At 70.3% G+C, this 12,164-nt stretch carries 12 protein-coding genes; 10 read left to right on the top strand and 2 right to left on the bottom strand.

Annotated elements, in window-relative coordinates:
• Positions 1–63 precede the first annotated feature (63 nt).
• The 7 genes from WJM95_RS14790 (at position 64) to WJM95_RS14760 (ending at position 8,025) form a co-directional block, all read left to right on the top strand.
• Positions 64–954 carry a winged helix-turn-helix domain-containing protein gene (locus tag WJM95_RS14790; protein ID WP_339130198.1) on the top strand — a complete coding sequence of 297 codons (891 nt, stop codon included), beginning with the start codon at positions 64–66 and terminating at the stop codon, positions 952–954.
• Positions 951–1,697, top strand: coding sequence for an HAD-IA family hydrolase (locus WJM95_RS14785; RefSeq protein ID WP_339130196.1), 747 nt, complete (start codon positions 951–953; stop codon positions 1,695–1,697). Before WJM95_RS14790 ends, WJM95_RS14785 begins: the two co-directional genes overlap by 4 nt.
• Positions 1,698–1,942: 245 nt before the next feature.
• Complete coding sequence (locus WJM95_RS14780) at positions 1,943–3,076, top strand: phosphotransferase (protein WP_339130194.1); 1,134 nt, start codon at positions 1,943–1,945, stop codon at positions 3,074–3,076.
• Positions 3,073–3,822: an HAD family hydrolase gene (locus WJM95_RS14775; protein ID WP_339130192.1), complete on the top strand. Its 750-nt coding sequence runs from the start codon at positions 3,073–3,075 to the stop codon at positions 3,820–3,822. Before WJM95_RS14780 ends, WJM95_RS14775 begins: the two co-directional genes overlap by 4 nt.
• Before the next feature lie 132 nt (positions 3,823–3,954).
• Positions 3,955–4,911, top strand: a complete 957-nt coding sequence (locus WJM95_RS14770; protein WP_339130190.1) for an ATP/GTP-binding protein — start codon at positions 3,955–3,957, stop codon at positions 4,909–4,911.
• 195 nt (positions 4,912–5,106) lie between these two features.
• Positions 5,107–5,736, top strand: coding sequence for a TetR family transcriptional regulator (locus WJM95_RS14765; RefSeq protein WP_339130189.1), 630 nt, complete (start codon positions 5,107–5,109; stop codon positions 5,734–5,736).
• Positions 5,737–5,919: 183 nt separating this feature from the next.
• Complete coding sequence (locus WJM95_RS14760; protein WP_339130187.1) at positions 5,920–8,025, top strand: AAA family ATPase; 2,106 nt, start codon at positions 5,920–5,922, stop codon at positions 8,023–8,025.
• Between the two features lie 10 nt (positions 8,026–8,035).
• Here WJM95_RS14760 and WJM95_RS14755 read toward each other — a convergent pair whose 3' ends face one another.
• On the bottom strand, positions 8,036–8,707 hold the full coding sequence (locus WJM95_RS14755; protein WP_339130186.1) for an SDR family NAD(P)-dependent oxidoreductase: 672 nt from the start codon (positions 8,705–8,707) through the stop codon (positions 8,036–8,038).
• Between the two features lie 136 nt (positions 8,708–8,843).
• Here WJM95_RS14755 and WJM95_RS14750 point away from each other — a divergent pair, with 136 nt between their 5' ends.
• The 3 genes from WJM95_RS14750 to WJM95_RS14740 all read left to right on the top strand — a co-directional run bounded on the left by WJM95_RS14750 (position 8,844) and on the right by WJM95_RS14740 (position 10,473).
• Positions 8,844–9,374 carry a helix-turn-helix transcriptional regulator gene (locus WJM95_RS14750; protein WP_339130185.1) on the top strand — a complete coding sequence of 177 codons (531 nt, stop codon included), beginning with the start codon at positions 8,844–8,846 and terminating at the stop codon, positions 9,372–9,374.
• Positions 9,375–9,431: 57 nt separating this feature from the next.
• A complete protein-coding gene (locus WJM95_RS14745; protein WP_339130184.1) occupies positions 9,432–10,019 on the top strand; it encodes a hypothetical protein in 588 nt (195 codons plus the stop codon).
• 115 nt (positions 10,020–10,134) lie between these two features.
• Entirely contained in the window at positions 10,135–10,473 is a 339-nt protein-coding gene (locus tag WJM95_RS14740; RefSeq protein ID WP_339130183.1) for a DUF2516 family protein, read from the top strand.
• A gap of 129 nt (positions 10,474–10,602) precedes the next feature.
• Here the strand turns inward: WJM95_RS14740 and WJM95_RS14735 are convergent, their stop codons facing one another.
• On the bottom strand, positions 10,603–11,949 hold the full coding sequence (locus WJM95_RS14735; protein ID WP_339130182.1) for a SpoIIE family protein phosphatase: 1,347 nt from the start codon (positions 11,947–11,949) through the stop codon (positions 10,603–10,605).
• Positions 11,950–12,164: the final 215 nt, after the last annotated feature.

Genomic DNA, 12,164 nt, shown 5'->3' with positions numbered 1-12,164 from the left:
CTTGGTAAGTGTCTATAAACAACTTTCGAGTAACTCCCCAAAGATGGGGGAGAGTTATACCGTTTGGTCGTGACTCAGGAGAACGTTGTGGTGAGTGACAGCAGTAGAAGGCTTTCGCCCCAGGAGATCGCCGATGTCCTGCGGGACCGCATCCGGACCGGCGAGCTGAAGGCCGGCGACCGTCTGCCCACCCAGGCGGAACTGGCCGACGAGTTCGGCGTCGAACGCGGCACGGTCCGCCTCGCCCTGCGTGAACTCCAGGAAGACGGCCTGCTCAGCAATGTCAGCAAGGGCAGTCCGCCGCGGATCGCTGAGGTCACCCCCACCCGGAACGGGCCGCAGCCGACCATGGTGGGCCTCGCCCCCCGTCTCGCCGAGACGTTCTCCGTCCCCCATGTGCGGATCGACGCGGTGTGTCTCACCGCGGAGACGCTGACGCTGGCACTGGGCGAGCCGCTCCGCCAGATCCACGACGGCAGGCTCCGCCCGGAGCGCGTCGACGTCCGGATCCTCCTGCCCAGCCGGAAGATCAACCTGGCGTTCCCCATCTCCGTCGATGGCCACGGCGGCGACGACGACCCCGTCCACAGACGTTGGCTGGAGCAGCGCAACGCCCAGGGCCATGTCCTGCGCCACAACCTCCAGTCCCTGAGCAAGACCCACGGTGTCGAGGTCCATGTCGCCTTCAGGGCGCTGCCCTTCACCCCGCCGGTGAAGCTGTACCTGCTCAACGAGTCGGAGGCACTGATGGCGTACTACACGATCATGAGGCGGGAGGAGTCGACCCAGGAGGACGGAGTGCTGGACATGTACGACGCCCTCGGCTCCGCGTCTCTCCTCTTCTCCTTCGAGAAGAGGGCCGGCGGACGGGACACCGCGTTCGTGGAAGAGTCCCAGACGTGGTTCGACGCCCTCTGGGAAACCATCACCACGGACCTGAGACTTTCCCCGTGACTTCTGATGGGACGCAGACCGACGCGGTGGCGGCACGGACGCAGAACCTGCGGGACACGATCACCCGGGCGCGCTTCGTGCTCTTCGACTTCGACGGGCCGGTGTGCCGCCTCTACGCGGGGCACGCTGCCGAGAGAGTGGCCAGGGACCTGGTCGAATGGCTCGAACGGCAGGGTATGCACGGCCTGTTGACCCCGGAGGAGCGTGAACATCCCGATCCCCTCGTGGTGCTGCACGCGGTCGACCGGCGGCGCCCGCGCAGCGACCTCGTGGCCGAACTGGAGGAGCGGTTCACCCAGCAGGAGCTCAAGGCCGTGGACAAGGCCTGGCCCACCGAGTACGCGGACGCGGTGATACGGACCTGGACGGCGGTCGGCGCCCGTCTGGCGATCACGACCAACAACTCGCCTCACACGGCCGCCCGTTACCTGGAGGGCCGTGACCTGGCCGCGTGCTTCGCCCCCCACATCTACGGCCGCACCCAGGAACTGCGCCACCTCAAGCCCGACCCGAACTGCCTCAACCGGGCCCTGAACGCTTTTCGGGCGGATCCGTCGAAGGCGCTGATGATCGGCGATGCCCCCTCGGACCTGTACGCGGCCGAACGGGCCGGGGTTCCGTTCCTCGGCTACGCGCGCAACCCCGACAAGGAGAAGCTGCTGCGGGACGCCGGGGCCGAGCACGTCGTGGTGTCGCTGGAGACCGTGCTGCGGGTGCTGCGTGCGATGCCGGGCCGGCGCTGACGGCGCTTCCGTGACGACGGTGCGCCACTCCTGATGGCGCGCGCTGCACCGGGGGAGTGAACCGAGAAACGGTCGGCGCGGCGGCTGGCGCTCTTCTGGGATTATGCCCGTGCACGAGTGGCGACAGAGTACCGTCCTCCCTCTTCGAATGTGGCTTCCTTGATTGTGGTTGCGCGAGAGAACGGTCCATGTCACCCGAATCGGCATCCCCGGCTCGTGAGCGAGCCATTGAGTTGAGTAGCGACGTGAGTGCGGTCGAGGGTCCGCTCCACGGCTACCACCACGTGACGTATGTCTGTCCTCTGCCGGGCGCGACCGGAAAGGGCGAGCCGGCTCGCTGGAAAGGCCGGGAGCCGCGTCCCGGACTGCTCTGGTTCGACCGGCGCTGTTTCGCGTCCGAGGAGCAGTTGCTGCGCGCGCTGGACGGGCGGATCGACGGCATTCCCGACCTCATCCAGGTGGGCCCCACCGGTCTCCAGCGGTTCATCGAGGGAAAGACGCTGGGCGCGCTGTACGGATCCGGCGGCGAGATCCCGCCCCACCTCACCGGGCAGATCGTCTCCCTCTTCGAGCAGTTGGCCCGGGTCAGGCCCGATTCCCTCACCGCGGAAAGGACGTGCACCTCCGCCGACCGCTCCTTCGAAGGTGACACCGACGGATTTCTGGAACGGCTCATCCTGTTCACACAGGAGCGGGTGTACCAGCGGAATAGGCCTGAATTCGAGGGCCTGTTCCACGCCCTCGGGCTGTACGGCATCTCCTTCGACCATCTGCGAAAGCACGCGTCGGGACTCACCGACCGCCCTTTCCGCCTCCTGCACGCCGATCTGCACCGCGAGAATTTCGTGGTCGACAAAGAAGAACGGCTTTGGACGATCGACTGGGAACTGGCGATGTTCGGGGACCCGCTCTACGACCTGGCCACCCACCTCTATCTGATGCGGTATCCGGCGGACCAGGAGGGCTGGATGGCCGAGCAGTGGTGCGAGGCCGTCGAGAGCGCCGCCCCCGGCGGTTCGGCCGACTGGGAGGCGGACCTGCCGAAACTGCTCGCGTACAAGAGGGCCCAGTCCGTCTTCACCGACGTCATCCGGACGGCACTGTCGCTGAAGCAGGAGCGGAGGGTCGACGAGGGTCTTCTCGCGCAGGCGGGCGCCAGACTCCAGAAGGTGCTGAGCGCCGGGGCGGAACCACTGGGGATGAGCGAGGTGCCGACCCCGGATAGCGTCACGGCCGCGCTCGGAAGATGGCGGTCGGATCGCTGGGCCCATGTTTACGAAGGCGATACGCGCGGCACTTCTTCCTGGGTGGCGGGGCGGCTGCCTCTCCAGCAAGTCCGGGTGGGTGGACCGGAACCGAGTGTCGATTGGTTGCTGTGATTCAGGACGACCGGACCGGATACGGAAAGCTGAATGACCGTGGCGCCATGCGAAGGCTTGCGCGGTACCTGACGCCCGACCCGTGTGTGATCTTCGACTTCGACGGGCCCCTCTGCCGGCTCTTCCCGGACGGGTCCTCGGCTCCGTTGGCGGAAGACCTGCGTCGGATCGTGGTCGCACGTGGCGCCGAACAGTTGCTCGTGGGGGAGGCTCGTGCGTCCATCGACCCGCAGGTGGTGCTGAAGACCGTCTACCGGCAGCGCCCTCGCAGTCTCCTGGCGGCCGAGCTCGAGGCGCGACTTGCGGAAGGTGAGACGGCCGCGGCCGCGATCGCGCCGCCCACACCCGGTGCGGATCTGCTGGTCCGCGAGTTGTCGCGACTCGGCGTGCGTGTTGCGGTGGCGACGAACAATGCGCCCGCCGCTGTCACCGCCTACTTGCGAAGAGTCGAGATCGAAGGATGCTTCGAGGGTCACATCCATGGTCGTACCGACGATCCCACCCTTCTCAAGCCCGACCCTGATTCCGTCGAGCGGGCACTGCGGGGTCTCGGGGCCGCGGCTCACGACGCCGTGATGATCGGAGACATGCCTACGGACGGGGAAGCCGCACGCGAAGCCAAGGTGGCATTTGTCGGCTACGCCCGCGACGAGGCGGGTGCCGGTCCGCTCTGGGCTGCGGGTGCCGAACTCGTGCTGTCTCACATCGAGTTGTTGTCGACCGTGATTCGACCACCTCTTTCCTGACCGCACGCGTGGCGGGCATCATGGACATGCTCAGTCCAACACAGTTGCCAGCAGGGGGATTTGGTGACCGGAGGAAGCTCGTCGTCGCTGAGCGGCAGGATCGCGGCAGGCTGGGCGCGTGCGGAGGGGACGGTGACCAAGGCGCTGCTGCTGGTCATTTTCCTCATCGGGCTGATCGCGCAGTTCGTGAAGCCCGTGGGTGACGCGCTAGAAGGAAAGGCGTACCTCGGCGGGGCCCTGCTCAGTCTCGTGGGCTATGTGCTCTACGCCGAGGTTCAGCGGCTGAATACAGCTCATGAGGTTCAGCGCGAGGAGACGGGTGTTCTGCATGCGGTGGCCCGACGCCTCGAAGAGGAGTTGCAGCGCCTGAGTGAAGGCGTTCGGCACCTCGACGAGGGACGTCTCCTGGGGGCGCGGGAACTCGTCACTCCGGACGACTTGAAGGCCGAGTTCGAGAAAGCGCTCGAGGCTGGTGGTGACGTCCGGCTTTCCGCCATGGGGTTTACGGGGGAGACGTTCGCGCGGCCGCTCGAACGGATACTGGAGAGCATCCCGGAGAATCCGCAGCGAACGCTGCGGATACGCGTTCTCGTGCCCGATTTCACGCAGTCCATCGAGGTGCCAGGGCTGGTCGGGGCGGACGGAAAGGTCACGGACGCCCCCGCGTTCCGCATGAGCCTGGCGCGACAGATCGAGGGTCACGAGGCACTCCTCAAGCGGCAGGCGGTTCGGATGCGGCACAAGCGTCAGGGTGACCTTGACGTCCAATTCCGTGCCATGCACATGTCGCCCTCGCTCAAGCTCTACCTGATCAACGACGACCAGGTCTTCGAGGGCATCTACGACAAGATCGAGCTGCGCCACGGCGAGTACGACTCGGGAAGTCCGGCGGGTGAAGGGGATGAGGCATCCGGCGGGCAGATCCTGGATCTGCTGGGCTACGACTCGTTGCTGACGCGATGGCGTTGGGACGAGGACCAACGGTCGAGGGATGTCATCGCCCGTCGGCAGAGGCTGTTCGACACGTTCTGGGATGTCGCACACGAACTGTCGGAGATCTCTGCGAGGAGTGGGGCGCGGGCTTCGTAGGCCGCACCGGCGTCGCGGCTGGTCGTGCATGCCGGGACGTCGAGCACTTCTGGAGAACTGAGCGGGCGCGAGATGGTCACGGGAGCGCGCTGCGTGCGATCCGGGTGAACGCTTGGTTCCGGTCTCGCCCGTTCGGATGTGCCGGAGGATTCCTGGCGGGGAACGGAGCCCCCGGCCATGCGTAGGCTCGTGACCATGAGTGACACCGGTCTGCGCGAACGCAAGAAGCGGCGGATGTACCAGTCCGTCTCCGACATCGCCATCGGCCTCTTCCTGGAGAAGGGTTTCGACGCCGTGTCCGTCGCCGAGGTCGCGGCCGCCGCCGAGATCTCCAAGCCGACGCTGTTCCGGTACTTCCCGTCCAAGGAGGACCTGGTCCTGCACCGCTTCGCGGACCACGAGACCGAGGCCGCGCGGGTCGTCGAGGAGGGCCGGGCCGAGGGGCGCTCCGCGATCGACGCGCTCCGTGAGCACTTCCTGGACGGTCTGCGGCGCGAGGACCCGGTCACCGGGCTCAACGAACACCCCGGCATCCTCGCCTTCCACCGGCTGCTCTACGGGACGCCGTCGCTGGTGGCGCGGATGTACGGGTACCTGGAGCGGTCCGAGGCCGCGCTCGCCGAAGCACTCGCGGAGCCGCTGGGGGCGGGGCTCGACGCGCGGCTGGCCGCCGGACAGATCACGGCCGTGCGCCGCATCCTCGCCGAGGAGAACCTGCGGCGGATCGCGACGGGGGAGCGGGTGACGGCCGTACGTCCGGACGCCGAGGCGGCCGCCGGGCGGGCCTTCGCGCGGCTGGCGGCCGGATTCCCGGGGCTGGCGTGACCGGGTCCCGCGCGGGCGAGCCTTTCGGGCGTGTTGGTGGGACCGGGTCGGGCGTGTTGGTGTGACCAGGCGGGACGCGCTGATGTGACCAGGTTGGACGTGCTGATGTGACCAGGCTGGGCGTGTTGATGTGACTGGGTAAAAAATGTTACTCGGTTACGTCATTCCGGTACGCTGGACGGAATGACGCCGACCGACCGCGCCCATCAGCCTGTCCCGCAGCCCGCCCCCGACCTGCCGCTCACCCGCGCCCTCTCGCGTGAACGCGCCTTTCACGACGTCTGCCGTGCCGCGCTCACCGCGATGGTCGACGGCGCCGAGGAGCACGTCGTCACCGGCGAGGACGTCTCCGCCTCCGGAGCCGACGCCGAAGTGCTCGGCCATCAGCTGCGCAGCCGGGCCAAGGAGATGCGGGAACTGCCCCAGGGCCCCCTGTTCTTCGGCCGGCTGGACTTCCAGGACTCGGCCGCGGCGGCCGGCGATCACGCCGGGCAGAGCTATCACATCGGGCGGCTGCGGATCAGGGAGCACCCCGCCGCCCCGCCCCTGGTCGTCGACTGGCGCGCACCCGTCTCGCGCGCCTTCTACCAGGCCGGCGCCCGTGACCCCCAGGGCGTCGCCGTCCGCCGGCGCTTCGGCTGGGCCCCCGGCAGCCGGGGCGACTCCGCCGACCTCACGGGACTGGAGGACGAACCCCTCGGGACGGAGCCGACCGGCCCCGGAGCCGACGGGGGCGCGGCCCCCGCACCGGCGGGCTCGATCCTCGCCGAGGAGATCGAGCGCCCCCGCGTCGGCCCCATGCGCGACATCGCCGCCACCATCCAGCCCGAACAGGACGATCTCGTACGGGCCGATCTCGCGGCCTCGGTCTGCGTGCAGGGCGCTCCGGGCACCGGCAAGACGGCCGTCGGCCTGCACCGGGCCGCCTACCTCCTCTACACGCATCCGCAGCGCGTCCGGCGCGGCGGCCTGCTGATCCTCGGCCCCAACCGCGTCTTCCTCTCGTACATCGCGGAGGTCCTTCCCGCGCTCGGCGAGACCGGGGTGCGCCAGTCGACCGTCGGGGAGGAGATCGCGTCCCGCCCGGTGACCGGCGAGGACGGCGAACGGGCGGCGGTCGTCAAGCACGACGCCCGGATGGCCCGGGTGCTGCGCCGGGCGCTGTACGGGAACATCGGCGCACCGGCCGACGGCCTCGCCGTACCGGACGGCACCTACCGCTGGCGGGTCCCCGTCGCCGTACTGCGCCGGATCGTGGAGGACGTACGCGCCGAGGAACCGCCGTACGCCGTGGGGCGGGAGCGGGTGCGGACACGGGTCGTGCGCCATGTGCGGGCACGGGCCGAGCTGCGGGCCGGACCGCAGACGAACGCCTGGGCGCAGCGGATCTCGCGGGCCCGGCCGGTCGGTGCGTACGTCGACGCGGTGTGGCCCCGGGTGCGCCCCGAGGAACTGCTCGCCCTGCTGCTCAGCGACGCCGGGGCGCTGGAGCGGGCGGCCGACGGGATCCTCGACGCCGACGAGCGGAGGGCGGTCCTGTGGGAGAGGCCGCCGCGTTCGTGGAAGTCGGCGCGGTGGTCGGCCGCCGATCTCGTCCTCCTCGACGAGATCGCCGGGATGATCGAACACCCCGAGGGATACGGCCACTTGGTGATCGACGAGGCGCAGGACCTGTCGCCGATGGAGTGCCGGGCCGTCGCGCGGCGGGCCGCCTTCGGGTCGCTGACCGTGCTCGGGGACCTCGCGCAGGGCACGACTCCCTGGGCGGCGCGGGAGTGGGGCGAACTCCTCGCCCATCTGGGCAGACCGGACGCCGTCGTCGTACCGCTGACGGCCGGGTTCCGGGTGCCCGGGGTGATCGTCGGGCTCGCCAACCAGGTGCTGGAGCGCCTGGGGGTGGACGTCCCGCCGGCCCGGTCGCTGCGCGGGGACGGCGAGTTGAGGATCCGGCCGGTCTCCGATCCGGTGGCCGGGACCGTCGCGGCCGTACGCGAGGCGCTCGCGCACGAGGGGGCGATCGGTGTCATCGCCGCCGACGCGGAGGTCGCGGCGGTGCGGGAGGCGCTGGGCGCCGCGGGGATCGCCGCCGCCGGGGCCGACGAGCCGGGCGCCCGGGTCGCGGTGCTGCCCGCGAGTCTGGCCAAGGGGCTCGAGTACGACCATGTCGTGGCCGTGGAGCCGGCGGCGATCGCGGAGGCCGAGGAGCGGGGTCTGCACCGCCTCTATGTGGTGCTGACCCGCGCGGTGTCGCGCCTGGACGTGGTCCACGCGCGCCCCCTGCCCTGGTGATCCGGGGTCTTCACCAGGACAGCGGCCGGCCGTCGCGGAAGAACCCCCCGGTGGGGCCGTCGTCCGGAAGGGTGGCCGCCCAGACGACGCCCGCGGCCCCCTCGTCGACCGGCCGCCCGCCGGGTCCGCCCATGTCGGTGGCGACCCAGCCGGGACAGACGGCGTTCACGAGGATCCCCTCGGACCGCAGCTCGGCGGCGAACATTCTGGTCAGGGCGTTGAGGGCGACCTTGGACGCCGAGTAGGCGGGAGTCCCGCCGCCCATGACCGCCAGGGACGCGGCCTCGCTGGAGACGTTCACGATCCGGGGATGCCGGCTCGCACGCAGCAGCGGGAGCAGCGCCTGCGTCAGCTGCCAGGGCCCGTAGAGGTTCGTCTCGGCGGCTTCCCGTACGACGTCCAGGTCGGCGGTGGTGGCGCGCTGCCAGGTGTCGTACGTGATCGCCGCGTTGTTGATCAGCACGTCGAGGGCGTCGATGTCCCGGGCCGCCGCGGCGATGTCCGCCCCGGAGGTGACGTCGAGGCGGAGGGGGCGGACGCCGGGCAGCCCGATGTCCCGGGCCGCACGGTCGGCGGCCCCGGCGGACCGGGCCGTCAGATACACGGTGTGCCCGCCGGAGGCCAGCCGCCGGACGGTCTCCCGCCCGATCCCACGGTTACCCCCGGTGACGAGAGCGATCACGGGGTCCCTCCTGTCGCGAGGCGATGGTCCTTTCCCAGGATGATGTCCGGCGTGAGCAGGCTGCCTCCGCGGGGGGCGGCACACTTTTGCAAGCGGGTGCTTGCAAAAGTTAGCGACGATGGGGCAAGGTGGAGCCATGGCATCGCTCAACGTCGGCAATCTCGGTGAGTATCTGCGGGAACAGCGGCGCACCGCGCAGTTGTCCCTGCGGCAGCTCGCCGACGCCGCCGGGGTGTCCAATCCGTATCTGAGCCAGATCGAGCGCGGGCTGCGCAAGCCGAGCGCGGAGGTGCTCCAGCAGGTCGCCAAGGCCCTGCGGATCTCCGCCGAGACGCTGTACGTGCGAGCCGGCATCCTCGACGCCGAACGGGACCGCGACGAGGTGGAGACGCGTGCCGTCATCCTCGCCGATCCCACGCTGAACGAGCGGCAGAAGCAGGTGCTGCTCCAGATCTACGAGTCCTTCCGCAAGGAGAACGGATTCGAGATCGTGCCGGCGGACGAGACCGGTCACGGCGTCGGGGCGAGCGGCGGCGGCGAAGGCCGCGGCACCGCCGGACCCGGGACTCAGGACGGGGAGGACGCCCAGCCTTCACCGGACACCACCGTCCGCGGCCCCCGCACGGCCGACGGCAGCGATGCCGGTCCGCAGCAGACCGCGAGTTGACCGCTGCGCGGACCACGAAAACCCTCAGCTGAAAGCGATTACGGGAGGACCATCGTCATGGCCATCACCGACGACATCCGCAAGGCCGCCACCGACCCGACCCCGCTCTACTTCCTCGCCGGCACCGCCGACCTGGCCGTCCAGCAGGCGAAGAAGGTCCCGGGCATCGTGGAGCAGATCCGCGCCGAGGCCCCGGGGCGGATCGACACCGTCAAGAACATCGACCCCAACGCCGTCCAGGAGAAGGCCACCGCGCGCGCCAAGGTGGCGCAGGAGACCCTCCAGACCAAGGTGACGGAGCTCATCAGCAGCCTCGACACCGACCTGAAGAAGCTCGGCGAGTCCGCCCAGGACCTCGCCCTGCGCGGTGTCGGCGTCGCCGCCGAGTACGCGGTCAAGGCCCGGGAGACGTACGAGAAGGTCGCCGAGCACGGCGAGCAGACCGTGCGGACCTGGCGCGGCGAGGCCGCCGAGGAGATCGAGGACTTCGCCATCGCCGTCGAGCCGAAGGCCGAGCCGGTCGAGGTCAAGGAAGAGGCGAAGCCGGCGGTCGCCGCCGAGGACTCCGCCTCCAAGAAGAGCCCGGCGAAGAAGGCCTCTGTGCGCAAGCCCGTCGCCAAGAAGACGACCCCGCCCGCGAAGTAGGCGGGCGCGGAGACAGTATTCCGCCGTGCGCGGACGGGCCGGGCACTCTCGGAGTTCCCGGCCCGTTCTCCGGGTACGGTGGCCGTAGGGACGACTCGAACGGGCGGTGGACATTGTGCTGATGACGGCATTCGGCGGTCTGATGTGGCTGATCTTCACGGCCATGCTCGTGCTCGCCGTGGTGGCCCTGGTGCTGGCCGCGATCGCCCGCGAGGACGCCTACCGCGCCGCCGACAAGCAGAACAAGGTGTTCTGGCTGATCATCCTCGGCATCACCGTGGCGGTGAACCTGCTGGTGCCGATGCTCTTCCTCCAGCTGGCGGGCCTGGTCGCCACGATCGTCTTCTTCGTCGACGTCCGTCCCGCGCTGCGCCAGGTCTCCGGCGGCGGTCGGGGCCGCAGGGGCGGCAGCAGCAGCGACGGCCCGTACGGCCCGTACAACGGCGGTCGGTGACTCTCCGCCGTACGGCCCGTACAACGGCGGTCGGTGACTCTCCGCGACGCCGTCCCCCTCGCTCGCGGCGCCGCCCCACATCACCGGCGACCATGCCCGCGGCCCGGAACTCCGGGGTGACCGGACCCGCTAGCGCATCCGGTCCAGGAGCAGCACGGCCACGTCGTCCGCCAGCTCCCCGCCGTTGAGTTCGCGGGCCTCGTTCACCGCGGCGCGCAGCAGATCCTCGCCCTGGAGTCCCTGGGCGAGCTGGCGCCGGACCATCTCCACCATGCCGTCCAGCCCCAGGCGTTCCTTGCCCACGCCGGTGTGGCCCTCGATCAGACCGTCGGTGTAGAGCATCAGGCTCCACGCGGCACCCAGTTCCACCTGCATGCGCGGCCACCGGGCGTTGGGGAGCAGTCCGAGCGCCGGGCCGTTGTTGTCGTACGGCAGCAGCTCGGCGGGCCGGCCCGGGCGCGCGATCAGCGGCGAGGGGTGACCGGCCAGGCAGAGCCCGGCGCGGCGCCCGTCCGGCGCGATGTCCACGGTGCACAGCGTCGCGAAGATCTCGTCGTTCTCGCGCTCGTGCTCCAGGACCTGCTGGAGCGTGGAGAGCAGTTCGTCGCCGCACAGGCCCGCGAACGTCAGCGCGCGCCAGGCGATCCGCAGCTCCACACCGAGCGCGGCCTCGTCGGGCCCGTGCCCGCAGACGTCGCCGATCATCGCGTGCACCGTGCCGTCGGCCGTGCGGACGGTGTCGTAGAAGTCGCCGCCGAGCAGGGCGCGCGAGCGGCCGGGCCGGTAGCGGGCGGCGAAGCGCAGGAGGGAGCCGTCCAGCAGCGGGGTCGGCAGCAGGCCGCGCTCCAGACGGGCGTTCTCCTGGGCGCGGAGCTTGGACTCGGTGAGTCGCCGCTCGGCCTTGTCGGAACGTTTCCGCTCCACCGCGTACCGGATCGCCCGGCTCAGCAGCCGACTGTCCAGCTCGTCGCGGAAGAGGTAGTCCTGGGCGCCGACACGCACCGCCTCCGTGCCGCGCTCGGCGTCGCCCGAGGCGGTGAGCGCGAGGACGGCGTGGCCGGGCGCGAGCCGCAGGACGTGCTTGAGCGTCGCCAGCTCGTCCTCGCTGTCGGCCGCCCGGCCCGGCGCGGGCAGCGCGAGGTCGAGCAGGATGCAGTGGACGTCGTCGGTGAGCAGCCGCTCGGCCTCGGTGAGGTTGCGGGCGGTGCGGACCCGGACCGGCTTGCCGGCCGCGTCGAGCATCTCGGGCACGCCGAGCGAACCCGCCGGGTCGTCCTCGATGACCAGGAGGGTCAGATGGGTGGTGGCGGTGATCGTGGTCGTGGTGCGGTCTTCCGGTGTGGTGCGGGCTTCCGGTGCGGTCCCGGCGGGGCCGCCGGTGGTGTCTCCGGATGGGCCGCCGGGTGAGAACACGGCTTGAGCCTGACCACTTTCCACGGCCGGGATCGCTCTCTGCCGCGGTACGGGTACGGGCATCGTCTGGGTTCCTTCCCTCCCCCCGAGGGCGTGGTGGGCGAAGGACCTCGACCCACCGACGGGGACCATAGCGCCCGCCGGTGCCGCAACGGAATGGCGTACGGCGCGGCACCGGGCAAAGGGCCACCGTCATATGCCGCATCCCGTAACGCACTTGGACAGGACGCGTTTGCCCCGGGGATGACGAAGGTCACTTCCCCCGGGGCGGGGAGCCG

Source organism: Streptomyces sp. f51, from assembly GCF_037940415.1.
Lineage (GTDB): Bacteria > Actinomycetota > Actinomycetes > Streptomycetales > Streptomycetaceae > Streptomyces.
Note: the sequence above shows the minus strand (reverse complement) of the source record. Positions and strands in the feature narration are given on the sequence as shown.